The sequence below is a fragment of the Sphingomonas qomolangmaensis genome (assembly GCF_024496245.1).
GTDB classification, from domain to species: domain Bacteria; phylum Pseudomonadota; class Alphaproteobacteria; order Sphingomonadales; family Sphingomonadaceae; genus Sphingomonas; species Sphingomonas qomolangmaensis.
Map to the genome: position 1 here is coordinate 2,019,031 of NZ_CP101740.1, position 20,272 is coordinate 2,039,302.

At 67.5% G+C, this 20,272-nt stretch carries 17 protein-coding genes; 12 read left to right on the plus strand and 5 right to left on the minus strand.

The annotated features are described in order from the left end of the window. Nucleotides 1–2: 2 nt before the first annotated feature. Both NMP03_RS09550 and NMP03_RS09555 read right to left on the minus strand, forming a co-directional pair. Nucleotides 3–779: a hypothetical protein gene (locus NMP03_RS09550; RefSeq protein WP_256505138.1), complete on the minus strand. Its 777-nt coding sequence runs from the start codon at nucleotides 777–779 to the stop codon at nucleotides 3–5. Beyond that, the gene (locus NMP03_RS09555) at nucleotides 776–2,017 is read right to left on the minus strand and encodes a TIGR04063 family PEP-CTERM/XrtA system glycosyltransferase (protein WP_256505139.1); all 1,242 of its coding nucleotides are present in this window, start codon (nucleotides 2,015–2,017) and stop codon (nucleotides 776–778) included. Before NMP03_RS09555 ends, NMP03_RS09550 begins: the two co-directional genes overlap by 4 nt. Before the next feature lie 85 nt (nucleotides 2,018–2,102). Between NMP03_RS09555 and NMP03_RS09560 the strand changes: the two genes are divergently transcribed. Together NMP03_RS09560 and NMP03_RS09565 are read left to right on the plus strand one after the other, a co-directional pair. Then, a complete protein-coding gene (locus tag NMP03_RS09560; RefSeq protein WP_256505140.1) occupies nucleotides 2,103–2,258 on the plus strand; it encodes a hypothetical protein in 156 nt (51 codons plus the stop codon). Next, on the plus strand, nucleotides 2,251–3,357 hold the full coding sequence (locus tag NMP03_RS09565) for an acyltransferase family protein (RefSeq protein WP_256505142.1): 1,107 nt from the start codon (nucleotides 2,251–2,253) through the stop codon (nucleotides 3,355–3,357). Before NMP03_RS09560 ends, NMP03_RS09565 begins: the two co-directional genes overlap by 8 nt. A 57-nt stretch (nucleotides 3,358–3,414) precedes the next feature. On the opposite strand, the gene NMP03_RS09570 is transcribed toward NMP03_RS09565, so the two are convergent. Beyond that, entirely contained in the window at nucleotides 3,415–3,975 is a 561-nt protein-coding gene (locus tag NMP03_RS09570; protein ID WP_256505143.1) for a type 1 glutamine amidotransferase domain-containing protein, read from the minus strand. A 133-nt stretch (nucleotides 3,976–4,108) separates the two neighbouring features. Here NMP03_RS09570 and NMP03_RS09575 point away from each other — a divergent pair, with 133 nt between their 5' ends. From NMP03_RS09575 to NMP03_RS09585, 3 genes are read left to right on the plus strand one after another with little or no spacing between them, the layout of a single operon-like run. Beyond that, nucleotides 4,109–5,131, plus strand: a complete 1,023-nt coding sequence (locus tag NMP03_RS09575; RefSeq protein ID WP_256505144.1) for a DNA topoisomerase IB — start codon at nucleotides 4,109–4,111, stop codon at nucleotides 5,129–5,131. A 10-nt stretch (nucleotides 5,132–5,141) separates the two neighbouring features. Further along, nucleotides 5,142–6,350, plus strand: a complete 1,209-nt coding sequence (locus tag NMP03_RS09580) for a mechanosensitive ion channel family protein (RefSeq protein ID WP_256505145.1) — start codon at nucleotides 5,142–5,144, stop codon at nucleotides 6,348–6,350. Nucleotides 6,351–6,395: 45 nt separating this feature from the next. Next, nucleotides 6,396–7,193: a transporter gene (locus tag NMP03_RS09585; RefSeq protein WP_256505146.1), complete on the plus strand. Its 798-nt coding sequence runs from the start codon at nucleotides 6,396–6,398 to the stop codon at nucleotides 7,191–7,193. A 105-nt stretch (nucleotides 7,194–7,298) separates the two neighbouring features. Here the strand turns inward: NMP03_RS09585 and putA are convergent, their stop codons facing one another. Beyond that, nucleotides 7,299–10,295, minus strand: coding sequence for a bifunctional proline dehydrogenase/L-glutamate gamma-semialdehyde dehydrogenase PutA (putA, locus tag NMP03_RS09590; protein ID WP_256505147.1), 2,997 nt, complete (start codon nucleotides 10,293–10,295; stop codon nucleotides 7,299–7,301). A gap of 143 nt (nucleotides 10,296–10,438) precedes the next feature. Between putA and NMP03_RS09595 the strand changes: the two genes are divergently transcribed. The 5 genes from NMP03_RS09595 to NMP03_RS09615 all read left to right on the plus strand — a co-directional run bounded on the left by NMP03_RS09595 (nucleotide 10,439) and on the right by NMP03_RS09615 (nucleotide 15,427). Continuing rightward, nucleotides 10,439–10,891 (plus strand): MaoC family dehydratase, encoded by a 453-nt coding sequence (locus NMP03_RS09595; RefSeq protein ID WP_256505148.1) that lies wholly within the window; start codon nucleotides 10,439–10,441, stop codon nucleotides 10,889–10,891. Between the two features lie 174 nt (nucleotides 10,892–11,065). Next, nucleotides 11,066–12,241: an acetyl-CoA C-acyltransferase gene (locus NMP03_RS09600; protein ID WP_256505149.1), complete on the plus strand. Its 1,176-nt coding sequence runs from the start codon at nucleotides 11,066–11,068 to the stop codon at nucleotides 12,239–12,241. 62 nt (nucleotides 12,242–12,303) lie between these two features. Beyond that, the gene (locus NMP03_RS09605; RefSeq protein WP_256505150.1) at nucleotides 12,304–13,476 is read left to right on the plus strand and encodes an ATP-binding protein; all 1,173 of its coding nucleotides are present in this window, start codon (nucleotides 12,304–12,306) and stop codon (nucleotides 13,474–13,476) included. Between the two features lie 24 nt (nucleotides 13,477–13,500). Next, entirely contained in the window at nucleotides 13,501–14,886 is a 1,386-nt protein-coding gene (locus NMP03_RS09610) for an MFS transporter (protein ID WP_319937582.1), read from the plus strand. A gap of 58 nt (nucleotides 14,887–14,944) precedes the next feature. Beyond that, nucleotides 14,945–15,427 (plus strand): pyridoxamine 5'-phosphate oxidase family protein, encoded by a 483-nt coding sequence (locus tag NMP03_RS09615; RefSeq protein WP_256505151.1) that lies wholly within the window; start codon nucleotides 14,945–14,947, stop codon nucleotides 15,425–15,427. Between the two features lie 156 nt (nucleotides 15,428–15,583). Here the strand turns inward: NMP03_RS09615 and NMP03_RS09620 are convergent, their stop codons facing one another. After that, nucleotides 15,584–16,816, minus strand: a complete 1,233-nt coding sequence (locus NMP03_RS09620) for a polyhydroxyalkanoate depolymerase (RefSeq protein ID WP_256505152.1) — start codon at nucleotides 16,814–16,816, stop codon at nucleotides 15,584–15,586. Nucleotides 16,817–17,080: 264 nt separating this feature from the next. Between NMP03_RS09620 and NMP03_RS09625 the strand changes: the two genes are divergently transcribed. Further along, entirely contained in the window at nucleotides 17,081–18,874 is a 1,794-nt protein-coding gene (locus NMP03_RS09625) for an ABC transporter transmembrane domain-containing protein (RefSeq protein WP_256505153.1), read from the plus strand. 228 nt (nucleotides 18,875–19,102) lie between these two features. After that, nucleotides 19,103–20,260, plus strand: coding sequence for a saccharopine dehydrogenase family protein (locus NMP03_RS09630; protein ID WP_256505154.1), 1,158 nt, complete (start codon nucleotides 19,103–19,105; stop codon nucleotides 20,258–20,260). Nucleotides 20,261–20,272 lie beyond the last annotated feature (12 nt).

A 20,272-nucleotide genomic window follows, 5' to 3' on the forward strand; every position in this document is an offset into this window, starting at 1 on the left:
GCTTAGCCGCGCGCGGCGAACTTGCGCAGCGTCGAAAGCGCGTCCTCGAGCCCCTCGGCATCGGGACGCTCGTTCATCGCCGGTCCCGAACGGCGGCGGACGATGCCGCGCTCGAGCCGGTCGAGCAGCGAATGGATCGTCGCGTCGGTTTCGGGCGCGGCGATCGGTTCGGGATCGGGTGCCGATCGCAGCGGGAACGGGAACGGCTCGGGGCGCGTAACGGGGGTGAGGTCGAAGGTTTCGATCCGCGCGGGCTCGGGCACCAGCATCGGCTTGCGATGCAGTGGCGTCACCGTCGCGCTGGGGGTCGCGGGAACCGGGGGAATCGCGGCGGGATCGAACGCCGCGAGCGGCACGTCGAGGTCGCGCGGCAGGTCGGCTTCGACATGCGGCACCGGCGTGGTGACGAGATCATCCTTCTTGGCGGTCACGTCGAGGAAGGGCGTGCCGAGGTCGCGCGCCGCCATCACCGGTTCGCGCGCGGGGGCATCGGGATGCGCATCGGCGCGGCGCAGCACCGGCGCGGTGCGTACCACGCGAGTCGGCACCAGCACGCGGAGCGCCGCGGCCCAGGTCGCCGCCGCAGCGATCGCAGCGGCGAGCACCATCAGCGCGAGTCGCGCGGTGCTGCCCAGCGGCGGTTCGGCGGCGGGCAGCAGCGAGGGCAGCCCGCTATCGAGGATCAACGCCTCGATCCGCCAGGTCGGCACGATCGCGACCGCAGCCGCGGCGGCAAGACCGACGATCGCTGCAGCGAGGGGGGCAAGCGGCAGGTTCATGCGTTGACTTTGGGTAAGCGCGACCATGATGTGTCCGTTCGTGCTGCTGCGATAAGCTCTTGGTAGACCGGTTGATACCGGGAAACATTTGACGACCAGTTACGCTCGCGCTCGACGAAGGCGCGCGCGGTGGCGCGGCGTTCGTCCCAGCCCGAGCGATTGGCGAACAGACCGGCCAGCGCCGACGCGATCGCCGAAGGGTCGTCGGGGGCGAACAGGGTGCCGGTGACGCCGTCGGTGATCAGTTCGCGATGCCCGCCGACATTCGAGGCGGCGACCAGCTTGCCCTGCGCCATCGCCTCGAGCGGCTTGAGCGGGGTGACCAGATCGGTCAACCGCATTCGCTTGCGCGGATAGGCCAGGACATCGATGACGCTGTAATAGCGCTCGACCTCGGCATGCGGGACCGGGCCGACGAAATCGATGTGCGACGCGACCGGCGATGCCGCCGCGGCGGCGCGGAGCGCTGCATCGACCGGTCCACCACCCACCATCAGCAGCCGCGCATTGGGGCGCGCCGCGACCAACGCCGGCATCGCCGCGATCAGGTCGCCCAGCCCTTCATAATCATAGAAGCTGCCGACATAGCCGACGACATCGGCGCCGTTCAGCCCGCGCGCCGCCGCCAGCGCCGAATCGCGCGGCAGCGGGGTGCCGAACATCCCCATGTCGACGCCGTTGGGCGACACCATGATCCGGTCGCCATCGACCCCGCGCGCGATCAGGTCGCCGCGCAGCCCCTCGCAGATCACCGCGACTCGATCGACGCGGCGCACCGCGAAGCTCTCGGCGGCGCGGGTCAGCCGGTAGCGCGCCGAACCTTCGCGCCCGGTGCCGTTGCCGACCGCGGCATCCTCCCAGAAGGCGCGGATCTCGTACAGGCACGGCAGCTTGCGCGCGCGCGCCACCTTGAGCATCGCGAGGGCGTTGAGCACCGGCGAATGCGCGTGGAGAACGTCGGGGCGGAAGCTGTCGACCACCGAATCGATCCGCTCGGCGAGCGCGCGCATCTCGCGCCATTCGCCCAGCGGCGCGCGCGCCGGGCGATGCGCGGTGGTGCGGTGGAAAGTAAGGCCGTCGAAGGTCTCGACGCCCGAGTCGGAAACCCCCTGGCGCGGCCCGGTAACCCCCTCGACCGCCCAGCCGCGCGCGACCTGCGCCTTGAGGATCGCGCGGCTGCGATAGGTGTAGCCGCTGTGGATCGGCAGGCTGTGATCGAAGATGTGCAGGATGCGCATGCCCATGCTGTGCCACGCGAGTGTTTAACGCCGCGTCAACCGCATGGGGGTAGCAAGGGCCATCGGCGCGACACGGAGCGAGCATATGATCGACAATTTCTCGCTCGGGCTGACGCATGGGTTGATGCTGCTCACCGCTTGGCTGTTGCTGCGCCGCCCCGACCTCGATCGCGAGGGCGGCGAGGCGCCCAAGGGGTTCGCCGCGCGGCTGCGGCCGGGTCGCAAGCGCGACGATGGGTGATTCACCCGGCGCGCCGCGAGGGGAATTGCGCGCGCTCACCAGCGTGCGCGGGATCGCCGCGTGGTTCGTCGTCTTCTACCATATCCGCGAATCGGTGGCAGGGCTCGGCGGCTGGCCGCTCGCGATCGTCGCGCATGGCTATCTCGCGGTCGATTTCTTCTTCCTGCTGTCGGGCTTCGTGCTGTGGCTGAGCTATGCCGAGCGGCTCCACAGCGGCGGGCTGCGCACGGTACCGGCTTTTCTCCGGCGTCGATTCGCCAGGATCTGGCCGCTGCATGCGGTGGTGCTGAGCGGCGGGGTCGCGCTCGCGCTGCTGCTCGCGGCGACGGGGCGGCACGATCCGGTCGACTTTCCCTTTGCCGAACTACCGCTGCATTATCTGCTGGTACAGAATTGGGGGTTCACGCGCGCGTTGGCGTGGAACGACCCCGCCTGGTCGATCTCGGTCGAGACCGCGGCGTACCTGATCTTCCCGCTACTGGCGTTTGCGATCGACTGGCGACGCCTGCCCAGCCGGGCGCTGCTGGGAGTGATCGCCGCATTGCTGGCGGCGCTGCACGCGGTGTTCGCGGCGGCCGGCAGCGACTCGCTCAACGCCGACATTCCGCGCTTCGGGCTGCTGCGCTGCCTGGTCGAGTTCAGCGTGGGAACGATCGTCTGCGCCTTGTGGCTGCGTTGGCGCGGATCGGCGCGGGTGGCGCTCGTCGCCGCCGGGCTTGCGCTCGCGGCGTTGGCCGCGGTGGCAGCGGGCGGGGCACCCGAGACGCTGTGGATCCCCGCCTGTTTCGCCGCTGCCCTGCTGGCCCTGGCGCTGACCTCGGGCGCGCGAAACCCGCTCGAGGCCGCACCGCTGCACTGGCTCGGCGAGATCAGCTACGCGACCTATCTGTGCCATTTCCTGCTGTGGAAGGCGTTCAAGCTGGGCTTCGTCGCCGCGCCTGGTCCGGTCGGCTGGCCGCTGATCGCTCTGTATCTGGCGGTGGTGCTGGCGGCATCGGCGGCGCTCTACCGCTGGGTAGAGCGCCCCGCGCAGCGGTGGCTCAATGCCGCAGCACCGAAATTCCGTCGCCCCAGCGAAAGCTGGGGCCTCCCGCGATAGCATCGCACCATCGCGGGAGATGCCAGCCTTCGCTGGCATGACGGCGTTATCGGCGGATCAATGCACCGCTTCGGTGCCGACCTTCTCCAGCGCCTCGATCAGCGCCTTGTTGAACGCCGGAATGTCCCCCGGATTGCGGCTGGTGATCAGATTACCGTCGACCACCACTTCCTCGTCGACCACATCGGCGCCCGCATTTTCGAGGTCGGTGCGCACCGAAGGCCAGCTCGTCACGCGGCGGCCATCGACGACATCAGCCTCGACCAGCAGCCACGGCGCGTGGCAGATCGCCGCGACGATCTTGTCGTCGTCCATGAACTCCTCGACGATCTCGATCGCGCGTTCCTGCAGCCGCATCGTGTCGGGGTTGGCGAGCCCGCCCGGCAGCACCAGCGCGTCGAAATCCTCGGTATCGACATCGTCGAGCGTCATGTCGGGGGTTATCATCTCGGTCGGCTCGCTGTCGTTCTTGACGCCCTGGATCGGGTCGGTCTTGATCGACGCCAGCGTCACCTGGACGCCGGCATCGAGCAGCGCCTGACGGGGGTCAAACAGCTCCGAATGTTCGAAGCCGTCGGTGGCGAGCATCAGCACGCGGATATTGTTCAGGTCGGCCATGGGATAGCTCCATCGAAAGTGGAAATCGTTCCTGCCGCCAACCTTCGGCCACGGCGCTTGTTCCGGCGTTCGCGACGGTTGCGGAACGAAGCTGCGCGCCGCGCATTCCTGATGCCACCCAAACGAGGAACCGATGCCGGACTCGACGATCATCTATCACGACGACAGCGAAGCCGGCATCACCCGCAAGAAGGTGCGGGGTGGCTGGGGCTATTGGAACCCCGCGGGCGAACGGATCAAGGACCGCGGCGAGATTGATCGGCTCAACGCGATCGGCCTGCCGCCCGCCTATCGCGACGCATGGTATTGCCCCAGCCCGCACGGCCATATCCAGGCGGTCGGCTGGGACGAGAAGGGCCGCAAGCAATATCGCTATCACCTGGAATTCCGCGAGACGCAGGAAGCCGCCAAATATGCGCGCTGCCCCGCCTTCGGGCTCGCGCTGCCCAAGCTGCGCAAGCGCGTTGAGCGCGACCTGCGCTCGCCCAAATTGAGCCGCGCGCGTGCGGTGGCGGCGGTAGTGCGGCTGCTCGACCACGGCCATGTCCGCATCGGCAACGAAGGTTATGCCAAGGCCAATAAGAGTTTCGGCGCGACGACGCTGCGCCAGCACCACGCCAAGCTGACCGGCAAGACGCTGCGGCTGCAATATCGAGCCAAATCGGGCAAGATGCGGCTGATGACGATCACCGACGGTTCGCTGATCCGCTTCGTGAAACGCTGCCAGGACCTGCCCGGCCAGCATCTGTTCCGCTGGGTCGACCAGGCGGGTGAGACGCACCCGGTCACCTCAAGCGACGTCAACGCCTATATCCGCGAAGCGATGGCCGGCGAATTCACCGCCAAGCATTTCCGCACCTGGGGCGCCAGTGCGATCGCCTTCGAGACGCTGGCGCTCGCCGAGGCGCCGATCGGACTGAAGGCGATGCTCGAACCCGTCACCGAAGCACTCGGCAACACCCCTGCGATCGCGCGCAAAAGCTATGTCCACCCCGCCTTGGTCGCGCTCGCCAAGGACAAGGCGGCGCAGATCGAAATGCGCGCCGCGCTCCGCCTGCCCCGCTCGACGCGCCATTTGTCGCGCGCCGAGCGCGGGTTAATAGCATTCCTGGCCGCGCTCGACCAAGCCGAGCCCTCGCCCGCCAAGGCCGCCTGAAGAAAGCCGAATGACCAACACCACCGCCGCCGTTTCGAACACCGCAGACACCGTCGCGCTCACCCCCAAACTGGTTCAGCAACAGGGCCAGCGCCTGCTGGTCGACGGGCTCGACTGGTTGCAGGGGCATTGGCTGCAGATCCTGATCGCGATCGGCGTCGCGACGCTGATCGTCCTCGCGCTCGCCGCGCTCAAGGGCTGGGGCAAGCGCTATTGCGACCGCCAGCCGGTGGTGACCGGGTGGAGCGGTGTGCTGGGGCGCGCGATCGCCAAGACCAGCACCTTCTTCATGGTGATGATCGCCGCCAAGCTGGTCGTCGGCTATGCCGACGCGCCGGTGGCAGTGAACAGCACCGTCAACTTCTTCTTCACGATCGCCGCGGTGTTCCAGGCGGCGATCTGGGCGCGCGAAGTCATATTGGGGTTGGTCGAGGCGCGCACCACGTCCGAGCGGCATTCGTCCGAAGCTCTGGGCAGCGCGATGGGGATCATCCGCCTGCTGGTGACCTTCGCGCTGTTCGCGATCGCGCTGATCGTCGTCCTCGACAATCTGGGGGTCAACGTCACCGGCCTGGTCGCGGGTCTGGGCGTCGGCGGCATCGCGATCGGTCTGGCGGCACAGGGCATCTTCGCCGATCTGTTCGCGGCGCTGTCGATCATCTTCGACAAGCCCTTCCGCCGCGGCGACAGCATCAATTACGACCAGACCAGCGGCAATATCGAAGCGATCGGGCTGAAATCGACGCGGATCCGCTCGTTCCAGGGCGAAGAGCGGATCATCTCGAACAAGCAATTGCTCGACAAGGAAATCCAGAACAACACCCGGCGCGACCACCGCCGCGCCAAGTTCGCGATCGGGGTAATCTATCAGACCGCGCCCGAGGTGTGCGAGCGCATCCCGGGCATCCTCAAGGAAATCGTCGAGGCGCATGACCGCGTGTTCGTCCGCGCCGGCTTCCTGGGCTTCGGTGCGTCGAGCCTCGATTTCGAGGTCGAGTTCGATTCGCCCGGCGCCGACTTCCCCGCCTTCTACGATGGCCGCACCGCGATCGGCATCGCGATCCTCAAGCGTCTGAACGCCGAGAAGATCGAGATCGCCTATCCGACGCAGACCACCTTCACCGCCGCCCCCGACGGCACCTTGGTGATGCCCTACGCGCAGGTGCAGCCGGTCCACGAAGTCGATCCGCGGCGCGGGGCAAGCGGCGAGCACGCCTGAAGATTTCGTCTGTTGGCGCCTTGACGATGGGCGTATTCGGCACCGATGCACCGCCGCCTGATCGCCGCCCTTTCGATCGCCATGCCGATTGCCGCCGATGCGCAGGAGGCGCGCGAACTCTGCCCTTCGCGCCCTGGCCTCGGCACCCCGGCGTGCATCGTCGATAGCGGGCGGGTGCTCGCCGAAACCGGACTCGCCAGCTTCGAGCGCGAGGATGACGGCGAGGTGCGGACCGACACGCTGATCGCCGCCGACGCGCTGGTGCGGCTCGGGCTCGACGGCGACAGCGAAGTCCAGCTCGGTTGGACCGCCTTCGGCCGCGTTCGCGAGCGCGACCGGATCACCGGCGACATGGCGACCCAAAGCGGGCTCGGCGACATCAGCCTCGCCTATAAGCGCAGCCTGGCCAGCCCCGATGGCAGCGGCTGGTCGATCGCGGTCCAGCCCTTCGCGACCTTGCCCGTCGGCGGCGGGGCGATCGGCGCGGGCGATTGGGGTGCGGGGTTGCTGGTGCCGGTTACCGGCGAGCTTGGCGGCGGGGTGTCGTTCGAACTCACCCCGCGGATCGACGCTGCGGTCGACGCCGATCGCAGCGGACGGCATCTGGCCTTTGGCAGCGTGATCGGGGTCGAGCTTGCGGTGAGCGACGCGGTGTCGCTGACGCTCGAAGCGTCGGCGTTGCGCGACGATGATCCGGACGGGCCGCGGACCGAGATGCTCGGCGCCGCCGCGCTGGCGTGGCAGCCGGGGGACGATGTGCAGATCGACGCGGGCGGCGCGGTGGGGCTCAACCGGCATTCGCCCGATTTCCAGCTATATCTGGGCGTAGCGCGCCGGTTCTAGCCACCGCCCCCTCGTCATTCCCGCGAAAGCGGGAATCCAGATGGGCAGCCCTGGCAGCTCCTGGATTCCCGCTTTCGCGGGAATGACGGATTAAAGTGCGTGTGCCTACCCCGCCCCCTCCTCCAAACTCAGCAGCGACGCATTCCCCCCCGCGCTGGTGGTATCCACCGACACCGCGCGCTCGACGCAGAAGCGCGGCAGGTAATTGGGCCCGCCTGCCTTAGGCCCGGTGCCCGAAAGCCCCTCGCCGCCGAAGGGCTGCGATCCCACCACCGCGCCGATCATCGAGCGGTTGATATAGAGGTTGCCGACCTTCGCGGTCGTCTCGGCGATTTCGGCCGATCGCGCGATCCGGCTGTGCAGCCCCATCGTCAGCCCGAAGCGCTTGGCGTTGACCCGCTCGATCGTCGCGGTCAGTTCGCCCGCGCGCCAGGTCGCGACGTGGAGCAGCGGCCCGAACCATTCCTGCTGCAGATCGTCGAGATCGTCCAGGCGGATCGCGGTCGGCGGCACGAAGCGACCGGTTGCGGGCACCAGGACGGTCTTGATCCAGCGCCCCTTCACGCTCTCGCGATAGGCCATCAGCCTGTCGTACGCGGCATCGTCGATCACCGGGCCGACATCGGTGCGCGGATCGCCCGGATCGCCGACCACCAGCAATTCCATCGCGCCGCGCAGCATCGTCAGGATCGTCTCGGCGACTTCCTCCTGGACGATCAGCAGCCGCAGCGCCGAGCAACGCTGCCCCGCCGAGCGGAAAGCCGAGGCGATGACGTCGGCCACCACTTGTTCGGGCAAGGCGGTCGAATCGACGATCATCGCGTTGATCCCGCCGGTTTCGGCGATCAGCGGCACGATCGGGCGGTTGTCGTCCTCGAGCAGGCTCCGCGCGATCGCCTTGGCGGTGGCGGTCGATCCGGTGAAGGCGACGCCCGCGATCCGCGGATCGCCGGTCAGCGCCGCCCCCGCCTCGGCCCCGCCTGTCACCAGCACCAGCGCATCGCGCGGCACCCCGGCTTCATGCGCCAGCTCGACCGCGCGCGCGGCGATGCCCGGCGTCTGCGGCGCCGGCTTGGCGACCCCGGTGTTGCCCGCGACCAAGGCGGCGGCGTTCTGGCCGGTGAAGATCGCCAGCGGGAAGTTCCAGGGCGCGATCGTCGCCCACACCCCGCGCCCCATCATCCGCAGCTCGTTGCGCTCGCCGGTCGGGCCGGGAAGGATACGCGGCGCGAGGATGCCGCGCGCCTGCACCGCGTAGTAACGGCAGAAATCGGCGGCCTCACGGATTTCGCCGAGCGCATCGGGAATCGTCTTGAACGCCTCGCGCACCGCATAGGCCATGAGTTCGGTGCGGTTGGCTTCGAGCAGGTCGGCATAGCGTTCGAGGATCGCGGCGCGGGTTTCGACCGGGGTGGCGGACCAGGCGGGGAACGCGGCGTGCGCGCGGGCGATGGCTTGCGCTACCTCATCCCCCTCCCGCTTGCGGGAGGGGTTAGGGGTGGGCGTTGCCGCAAGGAGCGGTGTTGAAACAGGCCCACCCCCGACCCCTCCCGCAAGCGGGAGGGGAGCAGCAGCGATCGCCCGCGCCACCTCGCGCAACACCTCGCGCTCGGCGAGGTCGATCCCTTCGCTATTCCCCCACGCCCCCATCAAATCCTTGGGCAGCGGGATGCTCGGGTGCCGCGTCCCCCCGACGCCGGCGATCTTCTCCACCGGATCGGCCATCAACTCGGCATCGCTCAACCCCGCATCGGCGAGCTGATGCACGAACGACGAATTCGCGCCATTTTCGAGCAAGCGCCGCACCAGATACGCCAGCAAATCGCGATGCCCGCCCACCGGCGCATAGATCCGGCAATGATGGCCATGCTCGCGCACCAGCCGCTCGTACAGCCCCTCGCCCATGCCGTGCAGCCGCTGGAATTCGAAGTCTCGGCTATTGCCTGCCCATTCGAGGATCGTCGCGACGGTCAGCGCATTGTGGCTGGCAAAGGCCGGGCGGATGTTGGTCGCTTCGAGCATGTCGCGCGCGCAGGCGAGATACGACACGTCGGTCGCCGCCTTGCGCGTGAACAACGGATAATCGGCCAGCCCCTCGACCTGGGTGCGCTTGATCTCGCTGTCCCAATAGGCGCCCTTGACCAGCCGGACGTTCATCGGCCGCCCCAGCCCGTCGGCCCAGCCGATCACGCTGCGCGCACGCTTGCCATAGGATTGCACCGCCATGCCATAGCCGTCCCAGCCGCGAAGCTCGGGCCGCCGCGCGACCGCGCCGATGATTTCGAGGCTCATCTCGAGCCGCTCGCTCTCCTCGGCATCGACCGTCAGCGCGATATTCTGTGCCGCCGCCTCCGACGCCAGTTGCGCCAGCATGTCGCTGAGTTCGGGAACGCAGCTATCCCATTGCGCGACCTCGTAGCGGGCGTGGAGCGCCGAAAGCTTGACCGAGATCGAATGCCCCGCCTTGGGATCGCGCCCCACCGCGCGGATCGCGTCGAAATAGGCGGCGAAATAGCGCTCGGCATCGGCCTTGGTCCGCGCCGCCTCGCCCAGCATGTCGAAGCTGGCGGTGAAGCCCTTGTTCTCGGGGCGGCGCATCCGCTTCATCGCTTCCTCGATGGTGCGGCCCATCACAAAGACCTCGCCCATCATCTTCATCGCCGCGCCCACCGCCTGGCGGACGAAGGGCTCGCCCGCACGACTGATCAGCCGCTGGAGCGCATTGCCCTCCTCGCGCACCAGCACGCGGCCGACGACCAGCCCCCAGGTCGCCGAATTGACCAACGCCGAGTTCGACTTGCCCGCATGGTTGCGCCAGTCGGCATCGCCCAGTTTGTCGGCAATCAGCAGGTCGGCGGTTTCGGGATCGGGGACGCGTAGGAACGCCTCGGCAAGGCTCAGCAGCGCGACGCCCTCGGACGAATTGAGCCGATATTCCTGCAGGAACTGGTTCACCCAGCCCTTGTTCTGCGCCGCCCGCAGGTCGGCGATCAGCCCGGCCGAGTGATCGAGCACCCGCGCACGCGAATCGGGGGTGAGCCCGGCGCGCTCCAAAAGCGGCTTTAGAACATCGGGTTCGGCCATCCGGTGCAGATTTGCCATAGAGTTACGCTGAAGTGACGGTACGGCGCTCTGCATTTTCGTGGTTCCGGTCGGCCAAGGCTTGCGGCCCCTGCCCCAAGCCCGTTAAGGGTTGCGGCGCGCTATGCCGCAAGAAGGCGAGACCGCATAGCGTGGGAGAGCGAATGCCGATCACCATGCAGGAACGCGCCGGCCAGATCGGCAGTGAAGCGGTGTCCGACTGGGTCGAGGTGACGCAGGCGATGATCGACAAATTCGCGGACGCGACGGGCGACCACCAGTTTATCCATGTCGACCCCGCGCGCGCGGCGATGACGCCGTTCGGCGGCACGATCGCGCACGGCTTCCTCACCTTGTCGCTGATGCCGCTGCTGTCGGCCAGGACCGAGCTGCCCGAGATCCAGGATGTGAAGATGGCGGTGAATTACGGCGGCAACAAAGTGCGGTTTCTCACCCCGGTGCGCTCGGGCAAGCGCGTGCGCGGGCGCTTCAAATTGCTCGAGCTGGCTGAGAAGCGCCCCGGCCAGTGGCAGCAAACCAACCTGTTCGCCGTCGAGATCGAGGGCGAGGACAAACCCGCGATGGTCGCCGAATGGATCAGCCAGATTTTCGTCTAAATCCAAAAAGCCCTCTCCCGCCTGCGGGAGAGGGTTGGGTGAGGGCCTTCTTCTTCTGCCCTGACCCGACCCAAGAAGAAGACCCTCACCGCTGCGACTAGGCTCGCTCCGCTCGCTCAAGTCTCGCTCCTCTCCCGCAAGCGGGAGAGGGGTTTCAGAAAGAAAGGAACCACCATGCGCTCTGCCGTCATCGTTTCCACCGCCCGTACCCCGATCGGCCGTGCCTATCGCGGCGCGTTCAACAACCTGCCCGCCCCCACGCTAGGCGCCAAATCGCTCGAAGCCGCGATCGAGCGCGCCGGGATCGAGGGCGGCCATGTCGACGACGTCGTCTGGGGCGCGGCGCTCCAGCAGGGACACCAGGGCGGCAATATCGCGCGCCAAGTCGCGCTGCGCGCCGGGCTGCCGGTCACCGTCTCGGGCATGTCGATCGATCGCCAATGCGCCTCGGGGCTGATGGCGATCGCCACTGCCGCCAAGCAGATCATCGTCGATAACATGGACATCACCGTCGGCGGCGGGGTCGAATCGATCAGCCTGGTGCAGACGCCGCAGATGCGGGTCGCCGCCGATCCCGAACTGCTGGCGATGCACGGCAATGTCTATATGCCGATGCTCCAGACCGCCGAGACCGTCGCCAACCGCTATGGCGTCAGCCGCGAGCGCCAGGACGCCTATGGCCTCGAATCGCAGCGCCGCACCGCCGCCGCGCAGGAAGCCGGGCGCTTCGATGCCGAGATCGTCTCCGTCACCGCGACGATGAACGTCGTCGACAAGGCGACCAAGGAAGTCACCCAGAAGGAAGTGACGCTCACCAAGGACGAGGGCAACCGCCCCGAAACCAATGCCGAGGGGCTGGCTGCGCTCCAGCCGGTGATCCCCGGCGGATCGATCACCGCGGGCAATGCCAGCCAGCTGTCCGATGGATCGTCCGCCTGCGTGCTGATGGAGGAAAGCGTCGCCTCGAAGCGCGGGCTGCAGCCGCTCGGCCGCTATATCGGCATGGCGGTGGCGGGCACCGAACCCGACGAAATGGGGATCGGCCCGGTTTATGCCGTCCCCAAATTGCTCGAGCGCTTCAACCTGAAGGTCGAGGATATCGGGCTGTGGGAGCTTAACGAGGCGTTCGCGGTGCAGGTGCTCTACAGCGCTGACACGCTGGGCATCCCGTACGAGCTGCTCAATGTCAATGGCGGCGCGATCTCGATCGGCCATCCCTATGGCATGTCGGGCGCGCGGATGACCGGCCATGCGCTGATCGAGGGCAAGCGTCGCGGCGCGAAATACGTCGTGGTGACGATGTGCGTCGGCGGCGGCATGGGCGCGGCGGGGTTGTTCGAGGTGCTGTGACCTGAACCTATAGCGAGCTTATCACGGTTTACATATTTTTTGTAATATGAGATAAACTCGCTATGGATCGCCGTCGCAACCCGTTTGCCCCTGGCGCAGGGTCGCCGCCTCCCGAGCTTGCCGGTCGGGCCGATTTGATCGAACGCGCGTCGGTCGCGCTCGATCGCGTGCGCGCTGGGCGGGCGGCGCGCAGCGTGATTCTCTACGGGCTGCGCGGCGTCGGCAAGACGGTGTTGCTGACGACGATATGGAACCGCGCCGAGGACGACGGCATGATCGTCGTGGCGCTCGAAGCCCCCGAAGGCCGATCGCTGCCGGGAATCCTCGTCCCCGCGCTTCGTGCCAGCCTGTTGCGGCTCGACCGGATCAAGCGTGCCACCGCCGGGGTCACCCGGGCGCTGCGGGCGCTGGCGGGCTTTGCCAAATTGAAAGTGCGCTACGACGATATCGAAGTCGCGATCGACGTCGAACCCGAGCCTGGCCTTGCCGATTCGGGAGACCTTGATGCCGATCTCGCCGATCTGATGATCGCAGTCGGCGAAGCCGCGCGAGAACGCGAGACCGCGGTGGTGCTCGCGATCGACGAGCTCCAATATGTCCCCGAACGCGAACTTGCCGCGCTCATCGCCGCGATCCACCGCGCCGCGCAGCGCCAGCTGCCGGTCACGCTCATCGCCGCGGGGCTGCCGCAACTGCTGGGCCAGATGGGCGATGCCAAATCCTATGCCGAGCGCTTGTTCGAATTCGTCGCGATCGGCGCGCTCGATCCCGAGGCGGCGGCGGCCGCGATCCGCCTGCCGATCGAGCGCGAAGAGGAGGCGATCGACGATGCAGCGATCGATGCGATCGTCGCCGATACCGAAGGCTATCCCTATTTCATCCAGGAATGGGGCAAGCACAGTTGGGATGTCGCCGAAGCCTCGCCGATCGGCGCCGACGATGTCGCCGCCGCGCGCATCCTCGCGCTCGCCGAACTCGACGCGAGCTTCTTCCGCGTCCGCTTCGACCGGCTTACCCCCAAGGAAAAGCGCTATTTGCGCGCGATGGCAGGGCTGGGACCGGGTCCGCACCGGTCGGGCGATGTCGCGCAAGCGATGGACGCGGCGGTCAGCAGCCTGGCGCCGACGCGCAATAGCCTGATCGCCAAGGGGATGCTGTTCAGCCCCTCGCATGGCGACACCGCCTTCACCGTCCCGCTGTTCGATGCCTATATGCGCCGGGTAATGCCCGAATAACGCCGGGCCGTCGCACCGCGGCATGTGAAAGGATCGATCATCCTCCAGCCCGATGTCATCGCCGCGCCTGCCTCGGGCGCCGGCCTGCCGATGCCGCGCCGCGTCACCGCGATCGCCGCGATTTCGTTCGGCACCGCGCTGTTCGTCATCGACGGATCGATCGCCAATGTCGCGCTGCCGACGATCGCGCGCGAGCTCGGGGTCGGCGAGGGGAGCGTCGTCACGGTCGTGACGCTGTACCAATTGGTGCTGGTGATGGGGCTGCTGCCCTTTGCCGGGCTTGGCGACCGCGTCGGGCACCGGCGGCTGTACCAGCTCGGCCAGCTCGTCTTCCTGCTCGCCTCGGCGGCGTCGCTGCTGGTCGACAGCTTCGCGCAATTGCTGCTGGTGCGCGGCGGTCAGGCGATCGGTGCGGGGATGGCGCTCAGCGTGTCGGCGGCGATGCTGCGCGACATCTATCCGGCGCGCAGCCTGGGGAGCGGGCTCGGCATCAACAGCGTCATCGTCGCCTCGTCGAACGCGCTCGCGCCCACGCTGGGCGGGTTCATCGTCGCGCAGCTCGACTGGCGCTGGGTGTTCTGCGCCGCGGTGCCCTTCGCTTTGGTGTCGATGCTGCTCGGGCGCGCACTCCCTGCACCGGTGCCGCGCAAGGAGCGGTTCGACCTGGCGGGCGGGGCGTGGAGCGCGGCCACCGTCGGGCTGCTGATCGGCGGGCTCGAGCTGGCGGTCCACGGCACGCTCTCGCCGCTCGGCATCGGCGCGGCGGTCCTCGGGCTGGTCAGCGCGATCCTGCTCTATCGCCGCGAACGCGCGCGCACTCGCCCTACGGTGCCGATCGACCTGCTGGCGATCCGAGTGATCGGCCTGTCGGTGCTCGGCGCGATCGCCGCCTTTGTCGCCACCAGCGCGATGGTGGTCGCGCTGCCCTTCCGCTTCGAACGCGGCATGGGGTTCAGCCCTGCCGAGGTCGGGTTGCTGATCCTCCCCTTCCCGCTCACCCTGCTGGTGGTCGCTCCGCTGGCGGGGTGGCTCTCCGACCGAGTGAAACCCTCCTTGCTGGGGATTGCCGGGATGACGCTGGCGATCGCCGGGCTGCTGCTGATCGGCTTCCTGCCGACCCACGCGGGGTGGCCCGCGATCGCGTGGCGGCTGTCGATCGCCGCCGCCGGCTTCGGGCTGTTCCTTGCCCCCAATTCGCGGCTGATCATCGGCGAGGCACCGCGCGACCGGGCGGCGGCGGCGGGCGGGCTGCTATCGACCGCGCGACTGCTCGGGCAGACGCTCGGCGCATCGATCGTCGGCATCGCGCTGGCGGTGGGAATCGGCATCGGCCCCGCGCCGTTCGTGATCGCCGCCGCCTTCGCGCTGCTCGCGGGGCTGTGCAGCGTCGTCCGGCTGCGCACAACGTGACGGAAACCCTTGGCCCCCCGCTCGTTATGCCAGGGAAACCAATCGATGGAGACCCGATATGCAGGCCAAGCAGGAAGAAGACACCGCGATCCGCGACCGGATGTGGAAGGAAATGGCCAAGAGCCCGTTCGTGATGATCGGCCTGGTCGGCAGCCACCAGCATAGCGAGCCGATGACCGCCCAGCTCGACCCCGACGCCAACGGCGAATTCTGGTTCTATTGCAACAAGGACAACCGCATCGCGGGCGGCGGCGAGGCGATGGCGCAGTTCGTGTCGAAGGGGCATGACGTGTTCGCCTGCATCCACGGCACGCTCACCACCGAGACGCGCCCCGAGATCTTTGACAAATATTGGTCGAAGCAGACCGAGGCCTGGTTCGAAGGCGGCAAGCAGGACCCCAACATCATGATGCTGCGGTTCGATCTGAAGGACGCCGAAATCTGGGAGGGCGATCAGTCGCTGTCGGGCAAGCTCAAGATGTTGACTGGCCAGACGATCAAGCCGAGCGAAGCCGGCAGCCACGCCGAAGTGGCGCTCTAAGCTTATCCTTCTAAGCCCTCTCCCGCCTGCGGGAGAGGGTTGGGTGAGGTCCTTCTTCTTCTACGAGGCCAAAACCCTCACCGCTGCGACTAGGGGCGGCAAGTGCGCCCCCAAGTCTCGCCCCCTCTCCCGCAAGTGGGAGAGGGTAAAGCGGCCCTATCCCTGGTGCGTCGCGATCCATTCCTCGAGCACCGGCGCGATCCGCGTCCGCCATTTCGACCCGTTGAAGATGCCGTAATGACCGACTTCCTCGGCCATGTGATACTTCTTGTGTTCCTCGGGCAGCTTGGTCGCCAGCGTCAGCGCCGCCTTGGTCTGGCCCAGCCCCGAAATATCGTCGCGCTCGCCCTCGATCGCCAGCAATCCGACGTCGGTGATCGCCGCCGGATCGACCAGCTTGCCGCGATGCGTCATCGTCCCCAGCGGCAGCGAATGATCCTGGAACACCACCGAAATCGTCTGGAGGTAGAATTCGGCGGTCATGTCGCAGACCGACCGATATTCGTCGTAGAACGCCATCGTCGCATCGGCGCTGTCGTCGTCGCCCTTCACCAGGTGCTTGAACAACTCCCAGTGCGAATTCATGTGGTTGCCGAGGTTCATCGTCATGAAGCCGGCGAGCTGCAGGAAGCCCGGATAGACGCGGCGGCCGGCGCCGGGATATTGCATCGGCACCGTCGCGATGACGTTCTTTTCGAACCACATATGCGGCCGCTCGGTCGCGAGCGTATTGACCGCGGTCGGCGCCTCGCGGGTGTCGATCGGGCCGCCCATCAGCGACAGCGTCAACGGGCGGTGGGGATGCTGGTCGGCGCTCATCACCGCGACCGCGGCATAGACCGGCACCGAGGGCTGGCACACCGCGAGCACATGCGCGCGCGGATCGCCCGCGCTGCCGATTTCGGCCAGCCAGTCGATGACATAATCGATATAGTCGTCGAGGTCGAAGCGGCCGTCGGACAGCGGCACCTGCTTGGCGTCGCGCCAATCGGTGATGTAGATATCGGCGCTCGGCAGCATCCGCTCGACCGTGCCGCGCAGCAGCGTCGCATAATGCCCCGACATCGGCGCGACGATCAGCAATTTGGGGCCGCCCGTGATGCCCTCGCGGACGAAATGCTTGAGCTGGCCGAACGGCCGGCGCGCGACGATTTCCTCGCGGACCGCGACCTGCTTGCCGCCGATCTCGGTGTGCGTCAGCCCGAATACCGGCTTGCCACGCGGTGCCGATGCATGCGCGAACACCTCGAGCGCCGAAGCCAGCATCGGCCCGCCGCCGAAATAGGCGAACGGGTTTGCCGGATTGTTGAGCAGCCCCGCCCCGAAATTCGCCATCGCGCTTGCGCTTGCCAGCATCGATCGCTGCATTTCATAGGCGTTGTAGAGCATTCGGTATCTCCTGGCCGTGGATCGGGCGGCAATGGGTCGCGCACTATAGCGCGGGGTTGCCGCGGCGCAATGTACGACAAAAGTGGCGGTCGTGTTCCGCCCGCGGGAGGAGCCCTACCCCATATCCGTCGCCCCAGCGAAAGCTGGGGCCTCTCCGTTGCCAGGCACTCGCCTCGCCGCAGAAGACCCCAGCATTCGCTGGGGTGACGAAATGTGGAGCACTGGGCAGTTCCCCCCGCGTCAACTTCGCGCTACGCCCGTGCCATGGCCACCTCCGCCGCGACGCTCGCTTCTCCGCCCAAGCCCCCGGCAAAGAAACTCAGCAGCCTGCTGATCGTCTGGCGCTTCACCAGGGCCTATCCGCTGCAGCTGGCGGGCGCGGTGGTCGCGCTGATCGTCGCCGCGACCGCGACGCTCTATGTGCCGCGCACCTTCCAGCTGGTGGTCGACAACGGCTTTGCCGGCGGCACCGATCCGGCGTCGATCGCGCCCTATTTCCACCGGCTGCTGATAGTGGTGGGCATCCTCGCGCTGGCGACCGCCGGGCGCTTCTATTTCGTCTCATGGCTCGCCGAGCGCACCGTCGCCGACATGCGCAACGCGGTGCATCGCAATCTGCTGCGGCTCGCGCCCAAATGGTTCGAGGAAAACCGCCCCTCCGAAATCGCCTCGCGCCTCACTGCCGATACCGCGATCGTCGAACAGATCGTGGGATCGACGGTGTCGGTGGCGCTGCGCAACGTGCTCGTCGGCTTTGGCGGTCTCGCCTATCTGTTCGCGCTCAGCCCCAAGATCGCGTTGTACCTCGTCGTCGGCATCCCGATCGTCATCCTGCCGATCATGGCCTTGGGCGCGCGGGTGCGGCGCCTGTCGCGGTCGAGCCAGGATCGCGTCGCCGACATCGGCACGATCGCGTCCGAAACCTTGGGCGCGATGAAGATCGTCCAGGCGTTCGGCCAGGAATCGCGCGAAGCCGATCGCTTCAAGACCGCGGTCGATCGCAGCTTTGTCACCGCCAAGGCGCGCTTCGCCACGCGCGCGCTGATGACCGCATTGGTCATTGGCCTATTGTTCGGCGCGGTGACGCTGATCATTTGGGAAGCGGTGAGCGATGTCGCCTCGGGCCGCACCACCGGCGGATCGATCACCGCCTTCGTCATCACCGCGGGGCTGGTGACCGGATCGTTCGGCGCGCTGATCGAAGTCTATGGCGACCTGCTGCGCGCATCGGGCGCGGCGGCGCGGCTCGCCGAACTGCTCTCCGAACAACCCGATATCGCCGCCCCCGCCAACCCGGTGGCGCTGCCGAACCCATCGGTCGGGCGGGTGGCGTTCGACCACGTCACCTTCCGCTACCCCACCCGCCCGGAGGTGGCCGCGCTCGCCGATTTCACTTTGTCGGTCGAAAGCGGCGAGACCGTTGCGGTGGTCGGGCCATCGGGGGCGGGCAAATCGACGTTGTTCCAACTGGTCCAGCGTTTCTACGACCCCGATCAGGGCAAAGTCCTGGTCGATGGCGTGCCGGTCATCGCCGCCGACCCCGCCGATGTGCGCGGGCGGATCGCGATGGTGCCGCAGGAGACGGTGATCTTCGCCGCCTCTGCGCGCGACAATCTGCGCTACGGCAAATGGGAGGCGAGCGACGAGGAATTGTGGCGCGCCGCCGCCGACGCCAACGCCGCCGACTTCCTGCGCGCCTTGCCGGAGGGGCTCGACACCTTCCTCGGCGAAGGCGGCGCGCGGCTGTCGGGCGGTCAGCGCCAGCGGCTCGCGATCGCCCGCGCGCTGCTGCGCGATGCGCCAATCCTGCTGCTCGACGAGGCGACCTCGGCGCTCGATGCCGAAAGCGAACGGCTGGTACAGGACGCGCTCGAACGGCTGATGCGCGACCGCACCACGCTGGTGATCGCGCATCGCCTGGCAACGGTACGCGCGGCGCAGCGGATCGTGGTGATGGACGAAGGCCGCATCGTCGAAATGGGCAGCCACGCGGAGTTGATCGCGCGCGGCGGGCTGTATGCAAGGCTCGCGAGTTTGCAGTTCAGCGAGGCGGCGTAGCATCCGAAAAGCCTTCTCCCGCTGGCGGGAGAAGGATACCGAAGCTTGGTCGCGAAGCGGCCTAGCGTAGGTTGGATGAGGGTGGTGCGGCGCTTTCGCGCCGCGCGGTCGCAAGTGCGACCGCAGCACCCTCACCCCGCTACGACTAGGCCTCGCTAAAAAAGCGACACCAAGTCTGCGCACCCTCTCCCGCCAGCGGGAGAGGGAAGTTTAGGAGGGAGACCACCCATGACCCGCGACTTCGACATCATCGTCTACGGCGCCACCGGCTATACCGGCAGGCTCGTCGCCGAATATCTTGCCACCCATTATCCCGACCGCGCCTGGGCGATGGCCGGCCGTTCGCTAACCAAGCTCGAACAGGTCCGCACCGAAATCGGTGCCACCGCCGACGTGCCGCTGATCACCGCCAATGCCGACGACCCCCCGGCGCTCGCGGCGATGTGCGAGCGCGCGCAGGTCGTCGTCACCACCGTCGGCCCCTACCAGCTCCACGGCGAAGCATTGCTCGCCGCCTGCGCCCAAACCGGCACCGGCTATGTCGATCTGTGCGGCGAACCCGCCTGGATGCGCCAGATGATCGACAAATATGACGCCGCCGCCAAGGCTTCGGGCGCGCGCATCCTGTTTTCCTGTGGTTTCGATTCGATCCCGTTCGACCTTGGCGTCTGGACGCTGCAACAAGCGGCAAAGGCCAGGTTCGGCCGCCCCGCCCCGCGTGTCAAATGCCGGATCCGCAAGATGCAGGGCACCTTCAGCGGCGGCACCTTCGCCAGCGCCAAGGCGACGATGGCCGCCGCTGCGCGCGACATGGGCATCCTCAAGCTGATGATCGATCCCTTCGCGCTCACGCCTGGGTTCGACGGGCCGCCGCAGCCCAAGGGGATGCTGCCCGAATATGACGCTGCCGTCGGCGCCTGGGTCGCGCCGTTCGTGATGGCGGCGATCAACACCAAGAATGTCCACCGCACCAACGCGCTGCTCGGCCACGCTTATGGCACCGACTTCGTCTATGACGAGATGATGATCGCGCCGGGCCTGGGCGACATCGGCAAGGCAGCCGCCGAGGCGATCGCCAGGATGAACCCGATCGGCGGCGACAAGGGCCCCGCCCCCGGCGAAGGCCCGACCAAGGAAGCGCGCGAGGCTGGGTATTACGACATTCTCTTCATCGGTGAGATACCCAGCGGCGAGCGGATCGAAGCCGTGGTTACCGGCGACCGCGATCCGGGCTATGGATCGACCAGCAAGATGATCGCCGAGACGGCATTGTGCCTGATCGAGCAGCCGGCGGGGGGCGGGATCACCACCCCGACCGCGCTGATGGCAGCGCCGCTCCGCGCGCGGCTCGAGGCAAGAGCGGGCCTGACGTTCGTGGCAAGCTAGGGGAAAGCCAAC